At 69.9% G+C, this 20920-nt stretch carries 20 protein-coding genes; 14 read left to right on the forward strand and 6 right to left on the reverse strand.

Annotated features, from left to right (window positions below; genetic code table 11):
* The first annotated feature begins 31 nt into the window (after positions 1-31).
* The 3 genes from TN53_RS31615 to TN53_RS31625 all read left to right on the forward strand — a co-directional run bounded on the left by TN53_RS31615 (position 32) and on the right by TN53_RS31625 (position 2272).
* Entirely contained in the window at positions 32-712 is a 681-nt protein-coding gene (locus TN53_RS31615) for a glycoside hydrolase family 11 protein (protein WP_046262170.1), read from the forward strand.
* On the forward strand, positions 712-1386 hold the full coding sequence (locus TN53_RS31620) for a polysaccharide deacetylase family protein (RefSeq protein WP_046262171.1): 675 nt from the start codon (positions 712-714) through the stop codon (positions 1384-1386). Before TN53_RS31615 ends, TN53_RS31620 begins: the two co-directional genes overlap by 1 nt.
* A 121-nt stretch (positions 1387-1507) precedes the next feature.
* Entirely contained in the window at positions 1508-2272 is a 765-nt protein-coding gene (locus tag TN53_RS31625) for a hypothetical protein (protein WP_046262172.1), read from the forward strand.
* A gap of 66 nt (positions 2273-2338) precedes the next feature.
* Here TN53_RS31625 and TN53_RS31630 read toward each other — a convergent pair whose 3' ends face one another.
* Entirely contained in the window at positions 2339-3577 is a 1239-nt protein-coding gene (locus TN53_RS31630; protein ID WP_046262173.1) for a DegT/DnrJ/EryC1/StrS family aminotransferase, read from the reverse strand.
* A 112-nt stretch (positions 3578-3689) separates the two neighbouring features.
* Positions 3690-4799, reverse strand: coding sequence for a GNAT family N-acetyltransferase (locus tag TN53_RS31635; protein WP_046262174.1), 1110 nt, complete (start codon positions 4797-4799; stop codon positions 3690-3692).
* A gap of 267 nt (positions 4800-5066) precedes the next feature.
* Between TN53_RS31635 and TN53_RS31640 the strand changes: the two genes are divergently transcribed.
* Genes TN53_RS31640 through TN53_RS45760 form a run of 4 tightly spaced genes read left to right on the forward strand, consistent with a single transcriptional unit; the run spans position 5067 to position 7847 of the window.
* Positions 5067-6347, forward strand: coding sequence for an SEFIR domain-containing protein (locus TN53_RS31640; RefSeq protein ID WP_159038221.1), 1281 nt, complete (start codon positions 5067-5069; stop codon positions 6345-6347).
* Positions 6344-6796 carry a hypothetical protein gene (locus TN53_RS31645; RefSeq protein ID WP_234441742.1) on the forward strand — a complete coding sequence of 151 codons (453 nt, stop codon included), beginning with the start codon at positions 6344-6346 and terminating at the stop codon, positions 6794-6796. The genes TN53_RS31640 and TN53_RS31645 overlap by 4 nt, the downstream gene beginning before the upstream one ends.
* A complete protein-coding gene (locus TN53_RS31650; protein ID WP_052745343.1) occupies positions 6793-7608 on the forward strand; it encodes an ATP-binding protein in 816 nt (271 codons plus the stop codon). Before TN53_RS31645 ends, TN53_RS31650 begins: the two co-directional genes overlap by 4 nt.
* The gene (locus TN53_RS45760) at positions 7605-7847 is read left to right on the forward strand and encodes a DUF397 domain-containing protein (RefSeq protein WP_095046832.1); all 243 of its coding nucleotides are present in this window, start codon (positions 7605-7607) and stop codon (positions 7845-7847) included. Before TN53_RS31650 ends, TN53_RS45760 begins: the two co-directional genes overlap by 4 nt.
* Here TN53_RS45760 and TN53_RS31655 read toward each other — a convergent pair.
* Positions 7767-8978, reverse strand: a complete 1212-nt coding sequence (locus TN53_RS31655; protein WP_046262177.1) for an MFS transporter — start codon at positions 8976-8978, stop codon at positions 7767-7769. The genes TN53_RS45760 and TN53_RS31655 overlap by 81 nt on opposite strands.
* A gap of 75 nt (positions 8979-9053) precedes the next feature.
* Here TN53_RS31655 and TN53_RS31660 point away from each other — a divergent pair, with 75 nt between their 5' ends.
* The 3 genes from TN53_RS31660 to TN53_RS31670 all read left to right on the forward strand — a co-directional run bounded on the left by TN53_RS31660 (position 9054) and on the right by TN53_RS31670 (position 11559).
* Positions 9054-10082 (forward strand): ArsR/SmtB family transcription factor, encoded by a 1029-nt coding sequence (locus tag TN53_RS31660; protein WP_095046833.1) that lies wholly within the window; start codon positions 9054-9056, stop codon positions 10080-10082.
* 47 nt (positions 10083-10129) lie between these two features.
* A complete protein-coding gene (locus TN53_RS31665) occupies positions 10130-10636 on the forward strand; it encodes a glutathione peroxidase (RefSeq protein WP_046262178.1) in 507 nt (168 codons plus the stop codon).
* Between the two features lie 74 nt (positions 10637-10710).
* On the forward strand, positions 10711-11559 hold the full coding sequence (locus tag TN53_RS31670) for a MerR family transcriptional regulator (RefSeq protein WP_199924678.1): 849 nt from the start codon (positions 10711-10713) through the stop codon (positions 11557-11559).
* A gap of 7 nt (positions 11560-11566) precedes the next feature.
* On the opposite strand, the gene TN53_RS31675 is transcribed toward TN53_RS31670, so the two are convergent.
* Together TN53_RS31675 and TN53_RS31680 are read right to left on the reverse strand one after the other, a co-directional pair.
* Positions 11567-13426: an MFS transporter gene (locus tag TN53_RS31675; protein ID WP_046262197.1), complete on the reverse strand. Its 1860-nt coding sequence runs from the start codon at positions 13424-13426 to the stop codon at positions 11567-11569.
* A gap of 242 nt (positions 13427-13668) precedes the next feature.
* Complete coding sequence (locus tag TN53_RS31680; protein WP_046262180.1) at positions 13669-16410, reverse strand: D-alanyl-D-alanine carboxypeptidase; 2742 nt, start codon at positions 16408-16410, stop codon at positions 13669-13671.
* A gap of 218 nt (positions 16411-16628) precedes the next feature.
* Between TN53_RS31680 and TN53_RS31685 the strand changes: the two genes are divergently transcribed.
* The 3 genes from TN53_RS31685 (at position 16629) to TN53_RS31695 (ending at position 19009) form a co-directional block, all read left to right on the forward strand.
* On the forward strand, positions 16629-17384 hold the full coding sequence (locus tag TN53_RS31685) for a GOLPH3/VPS74 family protein (RefSeq protein ID WP_046262181.1): 756 nt from the start codon (positions 16629-16631) through the stop codon (positions 17382-17384).
* Between the two features lie 346 nt (positions 17385-17730).
* On the forward strand, positions 17731-18588 hold the full coding sequence (locus tag TN53_RS31690; RefSeq protein WP_046262182.1) for a helix-turn-helix domain-containing protein: 858 nt from the start codon (positions 17731-17733) through the stop codon (positions 18586-18588).
* Between the two features lie 229 nt (positions 18589-18817).
* Positions 18818-19009: a DUF397 domain-containing protein gene (locus TN53_RS31695; protein ID WP_046262183.1), complete on the forward strand. Its 192-nt coding sequence runs from the start codon at positions 18818-18820 to the stop codon at positions 19007-19009.
* Positions 19010-19117: 108 nt separating this feature from the next.
* On the opposite strand, the gene TN53_RS31700 is transcribed toward TN53_RS31695, so the two are convergent.
* Positions 19118-19957, reverse strand: a complete 840-nt coding sequence (locus tag TN53_RS31700; RefSeq protein ID WP_046262184.1) for a hypothetical protein — start codon at positions 19955-19957, stop codon at positions 19118-19120.
* A 94-nt stretch (positions 19958-20051) separates the two neighbouring features.
* Here TN53_RS31700 and TN53_RS31705 point away from each other — a divergent pair, with 94 nt between their 5' ends.
* Positions 20052-20837, forward strand: coding sequence for an SDR family oxidoreductase (locus TN53_RS31705; RefSeq protein ID WP_046262185.1), 786 nt, complete (start codon positions 20052-20054; stop codon positions 20835-20837).
* Positions 20838-20920: the final 83 nt, after the last annotated feature.

Here is a 20920-nt window from a genome sequence, read left to right on the forward strand (position 1 = left end):
ACCGAGCTACTCGACGAGAGGAAGCAGGCACATGAACGACGCACCCGCACCCATGAGCCGCAGGACGTTCGTCAGCGGAGTCGGTACCACCGCGCTGGCGGTCGCGACCGGAGTGGCCCTGCCCGGGACCGCTCACGCGGACACGGTGATCACCACGAACCAGACCGGGACGAACAACGGGTACTACTACTCGTTCTGGACCGACGCACCGGGGACCGTCTCCATGACGCTGGCTTCCGGTGGGAACTACCGCACCTCATGGAGCAACACCGGCAACTTCGTCGCGGGAAAGGGATGGAGCAACGGCAGTCGCAGGACCGTCAGCTACTCGGGGTCCTTCAACCCGTCCGGCAACGCCTACCTGTGCCTCTACGGCTGGACGTCGAACCCGCTCGTCGAGTACTACATCGTCGACAGCTGGGGGACCTACCGGCCGACGGGGACGTACAAGGGCAGCGTCACCAGCGACGGTGGCACGTACGACATCTACCAGACCACCCGGTACAACGCCCCGTCCGTCGAAGGCACCCGCACCTTCAACCAGTACTGGAGCGTCCGGCAGTCCAAGCGGACGGGTGGCTCCATCACCACCGGGAACCACTTCGACGCGTGGGGCCGCGCCGGGATGACCCTCGGCAGCTTCCGCTACTACATGATCATGGCGACCGAGGGCTACCGCAGCAGCGGCAACTCCAACATCACGGTGGCCTGATGAGGACCCGGGCGCACCTACCGTTGCTGGCCGCCGCCGCTCTGGCCGCCGCAGGCACCCTCACCGTCCCCACCGCCGCCTCCGCGCAGACCACCGCCTGCGCCGGATACGTCGGACTCACCTTCGACGACGGCCCGGGCAGTGGCACCACCGCCCTGCTCAACTCCCTGAAGCAGAACGGCCTCAGGGCCACCATGTTCAACCAGGGCCAGTACGCCGCCGCCTCCCCGGCTCTGGTCAGGGCACAGGTCAGCGCGGGGATGTGGGTCGGCAACCACAGCTACACGCACCCGCATCTGACCCAGCAGAGCCAGGCCACGATCGACTCGGAGATCTCCCGCACCCAGCAGGCGATCGCGAACGCGGGCGGTGGCACACCGAGGCTGTTCCGGCCGCCGTACGGCGAGACCAACGCGACGGTGAAGGCCGTAGCGGCCAGGTACGGGCTGACCGAGATCATCTGGAACGTCGACTCGCAGGACTGGAACAACGCCAGTACCGACGCGATCGTCGCGGCGGCCGGCCGGCTCACCAACGGGCAGGTCATCCTCATGCACGACTGGCCCGCCAACACCCGCGCGGCGATCCCGCGCATCGCCCAGACCCTGGCCGCCAAGGGGCTGTGCTCGGGGATGATCTCCCCCACGACCGGCCGCGCCGTGGCCCCGGGCTGACATCCCGACCGGGCGACAGCTGACCGCCGTACGCGGGAATGTCGTATCCTCACCGCACCTGCCGTGCCCGTGACCTGGGGGGTTCCAGGGTCGGCGGCCGGCTCGAAGCTAATGGGGATCCATGCGTGCAGCAGTCATGGGCGCCGCTCTCGGCGGCGCCCTCCTCCTTGCCGGTTCCGCGCTCACCGCGCCGGTCGCGTACGCGGCCGAGACGGGTGTGGTGATCGAGAAGGTGTCGGTGAACGGTGGCAAGTCCATCGTCTTCGGTACGTCCCGCACGGAGTCGTTCACGATCGCGGTGACCGTCTCCGACGACTCCGGCATCAGCAAGGATCTCGCGTTCCTGCAGATCGACCGCGAGAAGGGGGACGACTACTGGTCGTTCCACGGCGAGCCCACGTGCACCGCCACCAGCTCCACGACGTCGAACTGCAAGCTCGTCGTCAAGCTGGAGAAGGACATCGACCTGCCCCGCAACACCCTCGCGGGACCCTGGGACGTGTACGTCCAGTTCCAGGCCAAGGACGGTGACTACTACGGGGGCGTCTACCAGACCCACCCCGTGAAGCGGCGTTCCACGCTCGGTGTCGACGCCTCGCCCGAGCCCGTCACCAAGGGCAGGACGATCACGGTCACGGGCAAGCTGGCCCGCGCGAACTGGGACAAGTACGTGTACGCCGGCTACACCTCGCAGCCGGTCAAGCTGCAGTTCCGGCCGAAGAACAGTGCCACGTACACCACGGTCAAGACCGTGACGAGCGACAGTACCGGCAAGCTGAGGACGACCGTCAAGGCCGCCCAGGACGGCTACTGGCGCTGGAGCTTCAGCGGCACCACCACGACCGCCGCGGTCAAGGCCAGCGGCGACTTCGTCGACGTGCGCTGACCGTATCCCGTACGGCCGAGGGCCGGTTCGCAGGTCAAGGCCTGCGAACCGGCCCTTGCCGTGGGCTCACTGGCCCAGCGGTGCCGGCGGTGTCGTGTCCGGGACGGCCCTTGGGGGTGCCGGGGTCGGTGGGTGGGCTGTTTTCGTGCGTTCCTTGGTGAGGGCTTTCGTGATCTTGCGGGCCAGCAGGGGGTCTGCCGGGAGGACGTGGGAGGCGAACCAGCGGGCTGCGGTGGGGTCGGGGGACGGATCGGTGAACTCTGCTCCCGCGTAGTCGTCCAGGGGTGGGTCGTAGATGTAGCCGGCGACGATTCCGTGGGTGACCAGGCGTCCCACCAGGGCGTCGCGGTCCTCGACCAGCAGGGGGACTCGGAACAGGGGCAGGGGGCCGTTGTGGGCCGCCCGGTCGTTCAGGGCCGGGGAGGCCCAGGGGGTGCCCGACAGCAGGGTGACACCCTCTCTGCGGCGGGAGAGGTTCTCGTCCAGCAGGTTCATCCGCAGGTTCAGGCCCGCCCGCACCAGCCGTCCGTGACGGGCGCGGTAGTCGTGCAGGTCCACGCGGATCCAGGGGTCGTACGGCAGCAGGCTCGGCGCCTCGCGGGCACAGAGCGACAGCCTCGGTGCGTGCAGGGACATCCGGAAGGCGTCGCGTTCCAGGAGGCCCAGGCGTTGCATGGTGCGCCAGGTGGGGCGTACGAGATGCAGCGCGCGGACCGTCGAACGGGCCAGCGGGCGCAGGGCCGTCGACAGGTCCGCCGTCAGCCTCGCCGGTGTCAGCAGGTCGTCTCGCAGGAGCTCCAGCTCCCTGCGCGCACGCGCGTCCTCGACCGCCAGGAAGCCGCCCGCCATCCCCGCCACGTGCTTGGAGAGACTGAAGGCGGCCGCCTTGCCGAACGTCCCGATCGGCTGCCCGTCCACGTGCGTGCCGATCGCATGCGCCGCGTCCTCGATCAGCGGAATACCCAACTGCTCGCAACGGTCGCGCAGTTCGACGATCCGGTCCGGCATCCCGTACAGGCTCGTGGTCAGCACCGCGTCCACACCGCGCCAGGTGGACTCCGGTACGGCCCCCGGGTCGATGTTGCCGTCCCACGGCGACACCGGGGCCTGCACCGGGCGCAGGCCGGCCGCGAGGACGACGAAGAGGATCACGTCGTCGTTCACCGGGGACATCAGGACCCGGCCGCCCGGGCGGCACCAGCGCCGCAGGGCCAGGTAGAGGGCCAGTCGCGCCGAGGGCGTGTAGACGCATTCCCGTCCGAGCCGCCGTGTCATCGTCGCGGCGAGCCGCGATCCGTACGGCATCGTCACCTCTTCCAGCAAGGAGTGATGAAGGGGTCGGAGCCCCGCGAAAGGGATCTCCGAAGGGGCATCCGGGAGCGCGGTACGCCCTCGAATGCCGTGCCGGACGACCGGCTCAGCGCGTCTTCGCGCGCACAGCGCCGACCGTCTTCAGCAGACGGTCCGCCGGCTCCCGCAGCCGCGGATGCGCCAGAACCGTGTTCCGCAGGCCCCGGACCGGTCTGCGCCACAGCCGGTGGGTCGCGGCGACCGGGTGGGGCCGGTACGCGAAGCCCTCACCGACACGCAGTTCACGGGTCTTGAGCCAGTCCTTGTACTCCTTGTCGCCGCGCCCCAGGTCCATCACCCGTACGCCCTGCCGGCCCGCCGCCTCCGCCATGCGCAGATGCATGATCAACCCAGGCGAGTAGTAACGGAGTTCGGGGTCGTACGCCGTGAACCAGGCCGCGAACACGGTGCGCGAGGTGGGGCCGAAGTGGGCCGCGACCGGGCGGTCACCGGCGTAGACGACCGACAGGACGCCGGTGAAGTGCTCCTCGCGCACCTGGAAGAAGTGGTCGGTGAGAGCGACGATCCAGGGGCGGGCGAAGCGGTCCATACGGCCCGTGCGGCGGTACTGGGCCGACTTCCACCGCATCAGCTGCCGCAGCATTCCCGGGTCCCGCTCGTCGAAGACGAACCGCATCTCACCGAGGTCGCGGGCCAGCCGGCGTTCCTTCTTCAGGACCGTCTTGGCCAGGCCCGGATAGGAGCCGCGCAGCCACTCCGCGTACGTACCCTCGGCGGCCTTCAGATCGACGACCGGGGAGGCGAACGTCCCGGTGACAAACCGGCCGAGAGGTTTCTGCTCGTCGATCAGGTGGTCGAACTCGAAGACCGAGAGACCGCAGGCCCGCAGCAGCTCCCCCGTGTCCCAGGTGACTCCGGGGCGGTGGACCAGCGCCTGACAGTCCGAGAGGCCGAGACCGATGGCCCGGCCGACACCGAAGGCGTTGCGTTCGTACGGGAAGAAGCCGACGGGCTCCCCGTGCTCGTGCAGGACCGCCACCCGGGCCCCGCCGCGGTACGTTCCGACCCCGGCCGCGAACTCCGGTGCCAGGAACGGGTTTCCGAAGTCGGGCGACTCGTCCGTCACCCGGTGCCAGGCCCCGCGGAGCTCTCCGCCCAGCTCCTCGGGTCTGTGGATCGTGATCCGGTTTCTCATGGAGTTGCTCATGGATCGCATGGGCGACCGCTCCCCCCAGTTCCCCCTATGACGCGTCTACCGCGTCCTGCCACGCGCACAGTGTGCGGTGAGGCTCAAACGTCGCGAAACAGTACGCAGACTGTCAAGAGTGCCTGTCGTAACGGAACCGTACGGAGTGGGAGGTTCCGTTCCTCGTCCGTCCTTACGGCCCGTGGGCGGTGTGAAGGCTGGTTGAAAGGCAGCCGACACCCTGCCCGGGGATCTACATTGACCCCATATGCCTGCCGGTCCGGGGGGACACCGCCGATGTCTGACGTTCGCGTGCTCATCTCGTACTCGCACGACAGTGAGGGACACCAGAAAGCGGTGCTGGCCCTCACCAACCGGCTGCGCGAGGCCGGTGTCGACGCCTGGATCGACCAGTTCGAGGAGCACCGGCCGCCCGGCTCATGGCCGACCTGGATGCGGCGGGAGCTGGACAAGGCCGACTTCGTGCTGGTCGTGGTGACGGCGAACTACCGGGAGCGGTTCGACGGGGAGTCTCCGCTGGGGGTCGGGTCCGGCGTCCGGTGGGAGGGGACATGGATCACGGCGGACCTGTATCACGGACGGCAGGACAAGGCGAAGTTCCTGCCCGTGGTCCTCCGGCGGGAGGACCAGTGGCTGATCCCGACACCGCTGAATCTGACCACCTCGTACGTGATCGGCGAGGGCGAGGACGCCGACTTCTGGAAGCTCGTACGAGTCCTGCACGCCAGCCCCGCCGCCGTTCCCGCCGCCCTCGGTTCCCTGTCCTCCGCAGCCGACTCCCCCGGCCAGTTCAAGGATGTCACCTCGCCCCCGGAGATCGCGGCGGCACTCGCCAAGGCGCGGGAGGGAAACGTGGAGGACGCCCTGCGCCAGCTCCGGCACGCCTGCGCCCGGCTGCACGGGGAACAACAGGCCCAGGCCGTATACCTTTTCGGGGTTCTCAGCCACCGACTCGGCGACATGGGCCAGGCGTTGGAGTCCTTCCAGTGGGTGCTCGACAACACGCACCACGCCGATCTGCGCGTGTGCTCCCTGGGTTTGAAGGACATCGTGTCCGCGGAATGGAACACGCACTACGGCGAGCACGGACCCGTGGCCGCCGCTCACAGCTGGCTGAACCTCCTGCGCCGGAAATGGAAGGCGGCCGAGGTCTGGAAGAGACTCGACGACAACCTCAGGCTGGCGCTCGCCCAGGACTGGATCATCGCCAACGCGGAGCACCCCGTGGTCCAGGGAGAGGACCGGGACCTGCTGGCGAGGGCCCTGGCCCAGCCGAAGCCGAGTCGTGAACTAGCCAAGCCGATGCTGGACGGCAGGATCGAGGCGCTGCGCGGTCACTACGCCGGGTGGGATCCGGACACCTGGGCCGCCCCCGGACCACCTCGGCGCGTCGGCCTCGACTACGAGATCGTGGTACTGGCTCCGGCCGACGAGTCCACGCAGGGTTTCCCGTTGCTGATGAGAAGGGTGGGCCGTGAATGGCTGGTGGCCAACTTCCAGTCGGCCTACGTGATTCCGGGCTGGCCGCCGCGGCAGGAAGAGATACCGGGACCGTGAGACAGAACGCCGGGGGACATGAGATGGCGGACGCCGAGTTCGTGCAGGGGATGACGCCGTTCCTGCGGGAGTCGTTGGGGGCGTACGGCGATGGGGTGCTGACGGGTGAGCCCGCGGCCGGCGCCTCGGGTACGGCGGCGGAGGTCGGGCGGGAGTTGCTGCGGGCGACGTTCCGCCGGGTCGATGAGCGCGGGCGTGAGGGGCTGGAGGAGGCGGTTCAGGAGGCCGCTGCGGAACCGGGGAACGAGGACGCGGTGGGGGCGCTTCGGCAGGAGATCCGGCGGGCGTTGCGGAAGCATCCTGAGTTGGAGGGGGAGTTGGCCGCGTTGTTGCCGGGTGGGGGTGGGGGTACGACGACGGTCATCGCGTCGGGGGCTCGGTCGATTGCGGCGGGCGGGAGCATCGGTATCGCCATCACCGGTGACGGTCACGGTTCGTCCAAGCCATGAGCGAGGCGAGTGCCGGGGCGTCTGCGTCCGGGGAGCGGGCGATCGCGGCGGGTGAGTCGATCGGGGTCGCCGTCAGTGGGGACAACGCTCGGGTTGTCGTGCTGCCCGCGGAGGCCGTGCACTGGGCTCGGACGGTTGTGGCGCCGGTGGGGGCGGGGTTTTTGCCGGGGTCGGCGACTGAGGTGTTCGTGGGGCGTGGCAGCGAACTCGACGAGTTACGTTCCCTGTTGACCGGTCGTGGTTCGGCCGCGGTTACTCAGCAGGTCGCCGTGCGGGCGATCCATGGGCTGGGCGGAGTGGGGAAGAGCTCGCTGGCCTTGCACTACGCCCATGAGTACCGGGAGTCGTACTCGCTGGTCTGGTGGATCACCGCGGAGAGCGCCGAGTCGATCGTGTCGGGTCTGGCGGGTCTGGCCATGGCCTTGTGCCCCCAGTGGGCGGGAGCGGTGGGGTCGGATGAGCGGGCTGCTTGGGCGGTTCTCTGGCTCCAGGAGCATGAGGGGTGGTTGCTCGTCTTCGACAACGTCGAGGATCCGGGGGTGCTGAAGCCGTACGTGGGGACGCTGCATCGGGGGCATCATCTGGCGACCAGTCGCAAGGCGACGGGGTGGCATGTGGTGACCACGCGGACCATGGCTCTGGGCTTGCTGCCCAACATGCCCGAGATCGATCTGTTCCCGAGGTGGGTGGAAGAGTACATCGACCTGGAGCGGGAGGCATTAACGCTCTCCTGGTACGACAACCAGGTGCTGCCGGCCCTCAACCCCGCGGAGACCCAAGGCCTGTTGGATCGTCTGCTAGGAGAGCAATGAACACCGCACTTCAGTGGTTCAAGTCGAGCTACAGCAGCGAGCAAGGCGGTCAGTGCCTCGAAGTGGCCGTCAATTGGGCCAAGTCCAGCTACAGCAGCGAGCAGGGCGGCGCGTGCCTCGAAGTCGCCACGACCCCCCACACCATCCACATCCGCGACTCAAAGAACACCGACGGCCCCAGCCTCACCATCACCCCTGACACCTGGACGTCGTTCCTCACGCTGACCCGCGACCGCTAGCCCCACCGTCACCACCACCGACGCGGACGCCATCACCGTCATCCCCGTTGCCGGGGACGTCAGTTGGGCCACCGTGCCCGCGACCCCCGCCGCCACGCCCTGCATGGCCAGCATCCCCGAGGACCGCAAGCCAAGGGCATGCCCCGCCATGTCGTCCGGTGTGAGGGACATCAGCCGCTCCTGCTGGACCAGGCTCGCGGCGAAGCCGACGTTGGAGAGGAACACGGCCACCGCGGCCACGGGGACCTCCGGGCGCAGCGCGAAGATCAGGTACGGCGTCGCCAGCAGCAGAAGCAGCGCGGTCGCCAGACGCGCCCGGACCGCAGGCCCGACGAAACGGCCCACCACCACGTCCCCCACGAACATGCCCAGCGCCCCGCTCGCGAACAGCGCGCCCGCGGCCTCCGGGGCGTAGGAGACGTACAGGGAATCGCAGCCGACCACCAGGCCGTTCGGGATCCACAAGCCCAGGTACGTCAGGCGGCGCGGGCGGGACGACCACAGGAAGGCGTTCGTGCTCCAGGTCGCCGACACCGAGAGGCGGCCCTTGGTGCGGGGCGGGCGGTCGGTCAGGCCCAGGCGGTTGCCCAGGGCCGCCACGGTGTACAGCGCCGCCGCGAGAAGCAGACAGGTGCGCGGGGACAGGAACGCCAGCAGCGCCCCGCCCATCGCGAAACCGAGCACCTGCATCAGGCCCGACGCCATGTTGAACACCGAACGGCCCAGTACGAAACCGTCCTTGGGGAGGATCTCGTTGAGCAGGCCCCCGGTCACTCCCCCGCCGAGCGACGCGATCAGTCCCTGCGCGAGGACGACGACGAAGACCGCCCAGATCGGGAGCCCCCGCAGGGCCAGCACTGCCGTGAGGGCCGCGAAGGCGAGGTTCTCCCAGGTCAGCGTCGCCCGGGGGCGCAGCCGGTCCGCACCCGAGAGCAGGAAGGTCGCCCCGAGCAGCTGCGCCAACTGCGGGCCGAACATGCTCAGCGCCGACAGCAGCGGCGAGTCCGTCGCCCGGTAGACCATCGTGGCGAGGGAGAGGCCGCCGATCGTCAGGGCCGCGTTGAAAGCGGTGTAGGAGAGGAAGAACGGCGTGAACTCCGGGGTGCGGAAGAGCTGTCGGTAACTGCGCATGGGGTGGAGTCTCGGAGCGATCACCGGCCGACGGTTAATCTTTCGCGGACACACGAAAGGTGGGAGACGACGCGCATGGGTTTGTGGCTGATCGACGCCGACACCCTCGCCCGCAGCCGCTTCCTGGTCTCCCCCTTCGCCGAGACCTTCGCGAGCCTGAAGCTGCTGCACGCCGGCATCGGCGCCCACCCCGGCGAGGAGGCCTGGCTGCGCGCGCATCTGCCCGGTTACCGCGCGCTCCTCGCGGCCGACCCGGTGGCGGGAGCGCTCGTCGACGCCGGGCTCAGGTCCTGGATCGCCGACTTCATCTGCCCCACCCCGTACGCCGGGGAGCCCTTCGAGGAGACGGTGGAACGAGTCCGTGCGGCCGCCCCCGACTCCGCCCGGGCCAACCTCCGCGTCTCGCTCGCCGGGGCGCCGCTCCCCGCGCTCCTGGACCGCGACGACCTGCCCGAGCGGGCCACCGCGCTCCTCACCTACGTCTGGGAGGAGACCGTACGGCCGTACTGGGACCGTCGGCGGCGCGTCCTGGAGGCCGACGTGGTCGCACGGACCGCGCAGGTGAGCCAGGGTGGCTGGGCCGCCGTACTGGACTCGCTGCGGCCGTGGACGCGGTGGCTCGGCGGGAGCCGGTTCCAGGTCAATCTGCACGAGTATCCGCCGCGGGAGATCGCCTCCGGCGCGGAGCTGGCCTTCGTCCCGGTGACGACGGGACGGGGCTGGGTGTCATGGGAGGGGCGGGAGCGGTACGCCGTGGTCTACCCGTGTTCCGGGGTGCTCGCCGAGGACCACGACCGGCGGCCGGTCCCGGCGGGGCTCGGCGCGCTGGTCGGGCCCGCGCGGGCGACGGTGCTCACGCTGCTCGGCTCCCCCATGAGCACGACCCAGCTCGTCGCCGTCACCGGCCAGTCACTCGGCTCGGTCGGCCGTCATCTGCGGGTGCTCCTGGACGCGGGGCTGGTGGAGCGGCGGCGGGCGGGTCGGTCGGTGCTGTACGAGCGGACTGCGGCGGGGGACGTGCTGGTCGAGGCGCCGGGTGCCAGTCCGCGCCCCAAAGGGGCGCGGGGAACGGCGCGACCAGCCACGGACGGCCCGCAGCCGTAATACGACCTTCGTCCGGCTGCCCCCAGCGGAGCGCCTAGCATCCGCTTATGACGCTTTCTGACAGCACCTCCCCCCTCGCCGTCGACATCGACACCCTCCAGGGCGGCGCCGCCGACCTCTCCCAGTACGCGGGCCAGGCCGTACTCGTCGTGAACGTGGCCTCCAAGTGCGGGCTGACCCCGCAGTACAACGGGCTCGAGAAGCTCCAGGAGCGGTACGCCGAGCGCGGCTTCACCGTCCTCGGCGTGCCCTGCAACCAGTTCCTCGGGCAGGAGCCCGGCAGCGCCGAGGAGATCGCGGAGTTCTGCTCGGCGACGTACGGCGTGACCTTCCCGCTGACCGAGAAGGTCGAGGTGAACGGCGAGGGCCGGCACGCGCTCTACGAGCGGCTCGTCGGGTTCGCCGACGCCGAGGGGCACAGCGGCGACATCCGCTGGAACTTCGAGAAGTTCCTCATCGGCCGCGACGGCACGGTCGTCGCCCGCTTCTCGCCGCAGACCGAGCCGGAGTCGGACGAACTGGTCGCCGCGGTGGAGGCGCAGCTCGCCGGTTGACCCTGCCCCTGGGGCAGGGCTGAGCCTCCTCGTCACCGGGCGGAAGTCGCCGTCCGGTGACGGAGGATGAACCGGTGACCGACGAACTGCTCACCATCGGCGCCTTCGCCGCGCGGGCCCGCCTCTCGGCCAAGGCCCTGCGGCTGTACGACCGGCTCGGCCTGCTGGCCCCGGCCCAGGTGGACGAGGCCAGCGGCTACCGCTACTACCGCGCCGGCCAGGTCGAACGCGCCCGGCTCGTCGCGATGCTGCGGCAGCTCGACATGCCGCTCGCCCGGATCGCCGAGGTCGTCGAGGCGGGCGGAGCCGCGGGCGCGGACGTGCTGGCCGCGTACTGGGCGGACGTCGAGGCGCGGGTGGCGGGGCAGCGGACGCTCGCCGAGTACCTCCGTGGACGACTGTCGGGGAGGAGCTCCGAGATGTACGGGAAGTTCGTGGTGGAGACGTTTCTGCTGCCGGAGCAGGCGGTGATCGCCGAGAAGCGGCACACGCTGGCGGACGAGCTGCCGGCCTGGATCGGCGCGTCGCTGGGGCGGCTGGTCGCGGCCTCGCGGGAGTGCGGGGGCGTGACGGCGGCGCCGTTCGTCGTCTACCACTCCGAGGTCTCCATGGAGAGCGACGGCCCCGCCGAGTCCTGTGTGCCGGTCGCCGACGAGGCCGCGGCGCGGGCGTGGGCGGCGGAGCAGGGGCGGGCCTGGGAGACCCAGGTCCGCGTCGAGCCGGCCCAGCGGTTCGCGTACACCCGCATCAGCAAGGCCCAGGTCGCCCATCCCCAGATCATGGCCGCCTTCGAGGCCGTCGAGGAGTGGATCACCGCGCAGGGCCTGGAACAGGCCGGGCCCTGCCGGGAGATCTACTTCGCCGACTGGGACGCGGCGGGACCGGACGACGTCGTGTGCGACGTGGCGTTCCCGGTCACGTGAGCCACGCTCACTTCAACTCGTCGGGGCACGGCGTCCCGCGCGGCAGCTGATACGGCGCCGCCAACCGGTACGTCCCCGCCTTCGGCGCCAGCAGCTCGGTCCACTTGTCGCCGTGGACGTCCTCCTCCGTCTCCGTCAGACAGCCGTTGACGTTGTCGTACGACTTCGGCTCGCCGTCGGGCCGGTCCTTGGACGCCTCCGTCTCCTGGGGGCCCTCAAGACTCTTGCCGTCGGCGTCGACGATGCTCAGCCACGGCGAGTAGGGGATGCGGATGAGGATCCGGCCCGGCTTGGTCACCTGGAGGGTCCACTCGCCCTGCTCGGCGCGCTCGACGACCGCGTCGGGCTCGGCGAGCGGGGCCGGGTCGGTGACCTTGAACAGCTGCCAGTTGGCGTCGCCCCAGACCTGCTTGAGGTACGGCATCCCGCGCTGCACGAGCTCCCGCTCGCGCTCCCCGCCGTCCCCGTCGGGCGCGTCCTTCGGCAGCACCACGAAGTGCACGGCCCAGCGCCCGAGCCACTCGTGGTAGTTCGCCGAGTTCAGGGTGTCGTCGTAGAAGAGCGGGTTGCGCTCCATGTCGGCCTGGCGGTTCCAGCCGCGGGCCAGGTTGACGTACGGGGCGAGCGCGGAGGCCTCGCGGTGGGAGCGCGCGGGCACGACTTCGACGCGGCCCTTCTCCGCGCCGACCCCCTGGAGTTCGTTGACGAGCGGCGCGAGTTCGCGGGCCCAGGAGGCGGCCGGGGTGGTGTGGACGACGTCGTCGACCGACTTGAACCCGATCCAGCCGGTGAACACGGCGATGGACAGGACGATCGCGTACCACTTGCGGGAGCGCGGCACCGCGAACGGCAGCGCCGCCACCAGCACGACCCCCGCGAACAGCATCGGCAGCCGCGAGATGTTGGTCCCGATCTGCGAGCTGATCAGCCAGACGAGGACGACACCGAGGGCGTACACACCGGCCGTCAGCCGGACCGTCTTCCACTCCTTGGGGACGAGCACGCAGACGAGGACGCCGTACGAGAACGGCAGGATCACCGAGCCGAACCCCATCGGCTGCGTACCCGAGAACGGGAAGAGCCAGGCCGACACCGCGACCACCGCGGTCGGCGCGATACCCAGCGCCCACGCGCCCGGCCGCCGCTTCTGCAGGAACAGCGCCGCGGCCACCAGCCCCACGAACAGTCCCGCCACCGGCGAGGCCATCGTCGCGAGCGCGGCCAGCGGGGCCGCGCACAGCGCCTTCGCCCACCGCTTGTAGCGCCAGCGATGCGGCCAGCAGAACACGACGGCGACCGCGCCGAGCGCGAACACCGTGCCCAGACCGAAGGTGACCCGCCCCGAGGCGGCGTTGCAGAGGAAGGCGACGAGACCGGCGAGCGCCGCCCACAGCGGGTTCTTAACCGACCGGCTGCGGATGAGGATCATCGTGAGCAGCCCGGCGGAGATCGTCCCGGCGATCATCATCGTCGTACGGACACCGAGAACCGACATCAGATACGGCGACACCACGCTGTACGACACCGGGTGCATCCCGCCGTACCAGGCCAGGTTGTACGCCGAGTCCGGGTGGCGGCCGACGAACTCGGCCCAGGCGTCCTGTGCGGCCAGGTCGCCGCCGCTGTTGGCGAAGGTGAAGAACCAGACGATGTGGAGCACACCGGACAGTGCGGTGAGGGAGAGGGCCGGGTGTCTCAGCAGCCGCTCACGCAGAGCGAGGAAAGCGGAGTGCGCAGCCGACGGCTGCTCCTCCGCAGGACTGTTCTTGCGCTCCCCGCCGTCACGCGGCGCGGGCACACGTATTCGCGGGCCGGTTCCCGGGCCCGGATCGGCGTCGTCGGCGCGTGTCGGCTCGGCTGTGGCCACCTTCAGGCACTCCCCGTGTCCCGTCTTCTGTTCTCGGCCCCGTCCCGTTCCGGCCATGTTCACGGCTGCGTCTCCGGGAGCGGCGACCTGCCCCGATTCGTGACGCTAGCACGCTCCCCCACTCTCGGCTTCGCTCGAGCGGGAGGGGCCCCCATCGCCGACGGGCGCCCTGACGGGTACCCGGTCGACGGGGCGCATACAGGATCTTCGCTCCTCTTTCGGCGTACGAGCCGGTCCACGGGTCAGCTGATGCGCGTCAGCTTGTCCGTGAAGCCCGGCTCGACGAGGTCCTTCTGCAGCGCGACCGGCACCTTCACCGCACCGGCCGAGGCGTCACCCACGGTGAGTGTGCCGACCTTGGTGCCGGCCTTCGCGGTGTGCGGTACGTCGTCGGCGGCGAAGGTCAGCTTGACGGTGAGCCCGGACCAGCCGACGGCCGTGACGTCCTTGGTCGCGATGACCGGAGTCCTGCCGCCGAGGCCGTCGTCGACGTATCCGACGACATCGCCCTTCTTGAGGATCGTCGCGGACTCCAGCGCGCCCTGCGCCGCCCGGATCAGCCGGTCGCCCGCGGTGAGGGCGGCGCTGAGGATGGTGTTGTCCACACCGCCGGCGGGCTGGCGGATGACGGCGCCGACGATGGTGCGGGTCTCTCCGTCGACCTCCTTCTTCGCGGCGAAGAGGAGGTTGCCGAGGGCGGAGGTGGTGGTGCCGGTCTTGATGCCGACGACGTTGTTCTTGCCGACGATCTGGTTCCAGTTGCCGTGGTTGACGCCCTTGTAGTCGTCGTACGACATCATCGCCGCGACCTCGCGGAACGCGGGCTCCTCCATCGCCTTCTTGCCCAGCTTCACCTGGTCCACGGCGGTGGAGACGGTGGTGTTGTTCAGACCCGAGGGGTCGGTGTACGTCGTGTTCGTCATCCCGAGGTCCTCGGCGGCGGCGTTCATCTTCTCGACGAACGCCTTCTCCGAGCCGGCGTCCCAGCGGGCGAGGAGCCTCGCCACGTTGTTCGCGGATGCGATCAGGATGCTTTCGAGGGCCTCGCGCTGGGAGATGGAGTCACCGGCGGTCACCTTCACGGTCGATTCCTGACCGGCGTTCTCGCCCTGCTCCTGCGCGGTCTGGTCGATCTTGATCTTCGGACCCTCGGCGCCGCTCTTCAGCGGGTGGTCGCGGAGGATGACGTACGCCGTCATGACCTTGGCGACACTGGCGATCGGGACGGGCTTCCGGTCACCGGAGGAGCCGAAGCTGCCGATGCCCTGGACGTCGAGGGCGGCCTGGCCCTCCGCGGGCCACGGGATGTCGACCTTGCTGCCGTCGAAGGAGTAGCTGTCCTCGGCGGTGAGTTCGAGGGTGGGGGTGGGGAGGGGGCGCATTGCCTGTGCGACCGCAAAGACGACTGCGAGGAGCAGGACGAGAGGGGTCCAGATCTTGACCCGGCGGAAGGTGGTGCGCAGCGGCGTCTGCGGGGGCGGCGGGGTGTTCGTGAGCTCGGCCAGCAGGTCCAGCGGAGGCTTGGGCGGGAGGGGCTGCTGGGTGGTGCGCTCGGGGCCGACCTGGGGGACGGGGGTGGTGACGTCGGGCTTGAGGGCGACGAACTTGCTGGGCAGCTTGAGCATGGTGGTGGGCTGGTCCACGCGGGGCCCGGCGTCACCTTCGGCCTTCGCGTCGTTCCCACCCGCACCGGGTACGGGCCTGTCGGCCTTCTCCCCGGCCTCACGGGCCGTCCGCGCGGACTTCTCACGGGCGCCCACGGCATCGCCCGGGTTCGCGGTAGCGCGGGGGTCGGTCGCGGCGACGTCGGCCTTCTCCCCGGCCTCACGGGCCGTCCGCGCGGACTTCTCACGGGCGTCCACGGCATCGCCCGGGTTCGCGGTAGCGCGGGGGTCGGTCGCGGCGGCGTCGGCCTTCTCCCCGGCCTCACCGGTCCTCCGCGCGGACTTCTCACGGGCGTCCACGCCATCGCTCGGGTTCACGGTAGCGCGAGGGTCGGTCGCGGCGGCGTCGGCCTTCGCGGCGCTCGCCGGTCGCTCACCGGCCTCGCCACCCGGGTCCGCCGCATTCGGAGAATCCCCGGACCGCACCCATGCGGCTACAGCAGCCCGCAGCCTGGCGTCACCACCGCCCGGTTCGCCCTCGGGCGCGACAGGCGCCGTCTCGTCCGGCCGCGCCGAATCCTCCGCGTCCCGCGAACCCTCGGCACCATCGGTCGGCACGGCACCCTTCGCGGGCCCGTCGTCGGTCGGCACGACGTCCTGGACGTCCCCAGCCGCCGCCGCATCCCCGGCGCCCTCCGAGGCCCCGGCACGGGCGTCCGCAGCCCCTGCGGCGCGCTCAGCCCCGGCAGACGCCGACTCGACGGTCGCCGCCGAGGCCTTCACGTCCCGCGAACCCTCAGCACCATCGGTCGGCACGGCGTCCTGGACGTCCTCGACGGCCGCTGCGGCCTCCGCGCCCTCGGCACCCTTCGCAGGCCCGTCGTCGGCCACCGCGGCGGCCCCCGCGCCCTCCGAGACCCCGGCACGGGCGTCCGCAGCCTCTTCGGCGCCCTCGGTCCCGGCAGACGCCGGCTCGACGGGCCCCGCCGAAGCCTCCGCGTCCCGCGAACCCTCGGCACCGTCGGTCGGTACGGCGTCCTGGACGTCCTCGGCCGCGGGCGGCTGCTTGTCGGCCTTCCCGGGGGACTGGGGGCCCTCGGTCGCCGTAGCGGCCTCGTCGGGCGTGCCCGAAGCCTCGTCGGGGTCGGTCGGCTTCGGCTCCTGCGCCGCGGCCCGGGCCTTCGCCACGTCCCGGGCCGAGAAGACTCGCGTCGCCGTGTCCACGCCACCGCGGGCCGCGGGCGGCTCGCTGTCGCGGGCCACCGCCAGACGCGGGTCGCGCACCTCACCCCGGGCTTCGGGAACCGGACTCGCGCTCCCCGACGTCGGTTCTGCCGACGACTCGCGCTGCTTCGACCTGTCGGGGGACTCGCCCGCCACCGATGCCTCCTAAACCGTGAACCCGTCTGAACAGCCTCGCCCCGAACACCGCTCCCCCACGGTGTCCGAACCATGTACCAGTGTCCTGTGTGAGGGCTTGGCTCCTGCGGTAGACGAGAACGACATACCTACTGGTTCCACTACAAACAGGTCACGCACCCTCGACAGACCAATGTGAGAGGGGTCACCCTGTCTTTCATCCACGCGGGGAGGCATGGATGGGCAGGAGCCGCAGAACTCTTCCGGAAGAGCTTCTGCTGCTGGCGCTGGACCCGGCCACGGGTACCACCGCACAGCCGCAGTCGCTCGACCTTGGTCTGGCCGGAGCACAGCTAGTGGAGCTGGCGCTGGCCGGACGGATAGCCCCAGACGGGGATCGTATCGCCGTGGTGTCCCCACGGCCGACTGGAGATCCGACACTCGACTGCGCGTTGGAGTTGCTGCGAAGGCGTGGCGCTCCGGTCCGGGCGGTCAACTGGATTGGCGGGCCGCGTCTCGGGCTGCGCCAGACCTACCTCTCGCATCTGGAGCGGTGCGGCATGGTGCATGCCGTGGCGGGCCAGATGTGCGGAGTGCTGCCGACGACTCGCTACCAGGCGAGTCAGACCGAGATCAGCCGGGAGATCAGATCCCGACTGGACTCCGCGATCCGCACCGGCGTACCGCCGGACCCGCGGACCGCGGCGCTCGCCGCACTGGCGCACGCGGTCGGCCTCGGCAAGCACCTGTATCCGGGCAACGAGGGACGCTCCTCTCGCTCCCGGCTGCGGGACCTGATCAGGCACGACCCCATGGGCGGTCTCGTCGCGCACGCCGTGATGGACGTCCAGAACGGTGTGGCCGCACAGCCACGCCGCAGCCCGGCCCCGACCGGCCGTCCGGCCGGACCAGGTGCCAGGCAGGCACCGGAGCCCGCCCGCGGCGTTCCGGTGCAACCGCGCCGCGGTTCCATGGCGCGTGTCGTGGCCCACTGAGCCGCAGTCCCACGACACGACCGACGAACCGCACCACGCACCACACGCACCTCCGGCGTACCCCAGACCCGGTATCGGGAGCCGCTGGTCCGCGCGGGGCGGCGGGACCGTGTGTCCGAGACGACACCACGGTCCTGCCGTCCCGCGCGGCCTTTTTTGTGCCCCGGATCATGGCCGATTCAGACTCTGGAGACGCCAACTGCCTTGTGATCATGGCTAACTGGCGCGTACGCAGCGCATATCCACCGTTTCCCAGCGGTAGAAACCACCTTGGTGGCAGTCTGCTCAACAGCAGATACGCAAAGTGGCCATTTTCGAAGGCACGCAGCCGGAGGTGCACGTTCCCGTGGCGTCCAATGTCAATCCCACCGTCAGGCGACGCCGGCTCGGCCAGGAGTTGCGCCGGCTCCGTGAACTCAAGGGCATGACAGCCGAAGAAGTCGCCGAACGGCTTCTGGTGTCGCAGTCGAAGATCAGCCGGCTGGAGAACGGCCGGCGCAGTATCAGCCAGCGCGACGTCCGCGATCTGTGCGGGGTGTACGAGGTGGAGGACGTCCGGATCGTCGACTCCCTGATGCAGATGGCCAAGGACAGCCGCCAGCAGGGGTGGTGGCACTCCTTCGGCGACATCCCCTACAGCGTCTACATCGGCCTGGAGACGGACGCGGCGAGTCTGCGCGTCTACGACCCTCAGGTCGTCCCCGGCCTCCTGCAGACCCGCACCTACGCCGAGTCCCTCATCTCCGGCGCGCTGCCCGAGGCGACGCCCACCGACATCGACAAGCGCGTCCAGGTGCGGCTGCGCCGACAGGAACGTATCTCTGCCGCCGAGAACCCGCTCCGGCTCTGGGCCGTCCTGGACGAGGCGGCGCTGCGCCGCGAGGTCGGCAACCGGCAGGTGATGATCGAGCAGTTGGAGTATCTGATCGAGATGTCGCAACTGCCGCACGTGACGGTGCAGCTGATCCCCTTCACGATGGGTGCGCATCCCGGGGTGAGCGGGCAGTACGCGATCCTCGAGTTCCCCGATGCCGCCGATTCCAGCGTGGTCTACATCGAGGGCGTGACGAGCGACCTGTATCTGGAGAAGGCGCAGGACGTACAGAAGTACAGCGTCATGTACGAACATCTGCGGGCACAGGCCCTGAATGTGGACCAAAGCAGGGAATTCATCTCAGGCATCGCGAAGGACTACGCACGCTGAGCCACTCTGTAAGGCGAGGCGCCGGAAGATACACCTTCGCCCGGTCGCAGCGGAAGACCCACTGGAATATGCCACCCGCCCGGGTGAATGCTTCCTCCGCTCCTCGATGTTGGCGAGTAGCGTCGATCACGCCATCGGATAACAACGTTGGCGCAAACCCGTGCCGTGCAGACGGAGACATACGCACGCCACGGCGACAGCAACTCAGCAACTGGCAAACGGAGCGAAAATGGCAATCAAGCAGGGCGCCGCGGACAAGTGGGTCAAGTCCTCCTACTCCCAGGGCAACGGCGCGTGCGTCGAGATCAAGTCCCCTGTCGTGTCGGCGATGGCCGTCCGGGACTCGAAGACCCAGAACGGCCCCACGCTGGCCTTCCCCGCGGACGCGTGGAACGCCTTCGTCGGCTCGGTCAAGGCGTAAATGATCGAGTGATCGAGCACTACACAACTACACAAGCATCACCGAAGAGCCCTCTCGTCCAGATCGCCGTCCTTGCCGAGGGGGCTCGGCTTGTGTCCCGGCACAGACCTATCGGAGGCGGTCGACGTACCTGTCCGTCCCCGGCACGGTCGGGATGAACGGCGCCACCAGCTCCACCCTCCCCAGGCCCGCCTCCGCCACCGGCTCCTCCAGGCCCGTGAAGTACTCCTCCCAGCACTCCCGCGGATCCGCCTCCAGGAACCACAGCAGCGTCAGCCGGGTGTCGACGCCCTCGACCTGCTTCACATACGTCATCCGGTCCCCCGGCAGCGGCGTCGGCCTGAAGACCGTCACCATCGCCGCCGGTGACCCCGCGAGCCGCTTCGGCAGCTGCCGGGACCGCAGCCACTCCAGCAACTCCTCTCGCTGTGCGGCCGATTCGGCGTCGATCACCTCGACGACCAGGCCCTTGTACGGGTGGTCGAGGGCGTGGAAGTCGCGGGGCCCGGCCGCCCCGTCCCGGTAGACCGTCGCCTCGTGGTCCTGGAACGCGGTGAAGACGTGTGTGCGGTCCTGGTAGACCCGGGCGTCCCGGTTGAGGCGCTTGTTGATGCCGACGGTCCACTTCATGTGGTCGTCGTAGCGGCCGTCGGTGATCCAGTACGTCGAGATGTAGCACCCGGCGGTGACCGGCTGGGCGATGGCCGACTTCTCGGGGTAGCGCAGGAGTTGCAGGTCCCGGGTGGCGACCCAGCGGCGCCCGGCGTACATCCAGGGCATCGCCATCGCGCCGGCGTAGTAGTGGTCGTCCTCGTACCAGCGGTTGTACGCGTACTCGTGGCCCGGATGCGGCTCGACCATGGTGATGAGCGCATGGCCGGGGCGGACTCCGTACGGGCCCACGGCGGCCAGTTCGGCATACGTCCGGCTGCGGGTCTCTTCGCTCATTCCCTTCCCCTTCCTGGGTGGCTCGCCCATACTCTGACGCCCCGTCAGATATTGCGCCAGGGTCATGAAACGGTGGGAATCCGGGAGGTCTCCTATGCCACTGCTCACAGGCAAGACGGTGGTCGTGTCGGGTGTCGGCGCCGGGCTCGGTCACCAGGTCGCCGCCGCCGTCGTACGCGACGGCGGGAACGCCGTGCTCGGGGCGCGCACCGAGGCCAACCTCGCCAAGAGCGCCGCCGAGATCGATCCGGACGGGGCGCACACGGCGTACCGGCCCACGGACATCACCGACGAGCAGCAGTGCGTGGCGCTGGCGGAGTTGGCGAGCGAGCGGTTCGGGCGGATCGACGCGGTGGTCCATGTGGCCGCCTGGGACAGCTACTTCGGCGGCGTGGAGGACGCGGACTTCACCACCTGGCAGTCGGTGATCGACGTGAATCTGCTGGGGTCGCTGCGGATGACGCGGGCGTGTCTGCCGGCGCTGAAAAGGTGCGGCGGGTCGGTCGTCTTCATCGGGACGCAGTCGTCGGTGGCTGCCCCCTCACAGGTGCGGCAGGCGGCGTACGCGGCCTCCAAGGGGGCGCTGACGAGTGCGATGTACTCCCTCGCGCGGGAGCTGGGGCCGCACCGGATCCGGGTCAACACCGTGCTGCCGGGCTGGATGTGGGGGCCGCCGGTGCAGGCGTACGTCCGGTTCACCGCGCACACCGAAGGGGTCGAGGAGTCCGAGGTGCTGGTGAGGCTCACCGAGCGCATGGCCCTGCCCGATCTCGCCACCGACGGGGATGTGGCGGACGCGGCGGTGTTCCTGGCGTCGGATCGAGCGCGGGCGATCACTGGACAATCACTGCTGGTCAACGCCGGGGAGCTGATGCGGTGAGTTCATGTAGGTGAACCAAGGCCATCATGCCGAATACTTTTACCTCCCTTTGACCTTACGGTCACTTGTCGTGTTCACGCGAC

The sequence above is a fragment of the Streptomyces sp. WM6386 genome, from assembly GCF_000972385.1.
Taxonomy (GTDB): domain Bacteria; phylum Actinomycetota; class Actinomycetes; order Streptomycetales; family Streptomycetaceae; genus Streptomyces.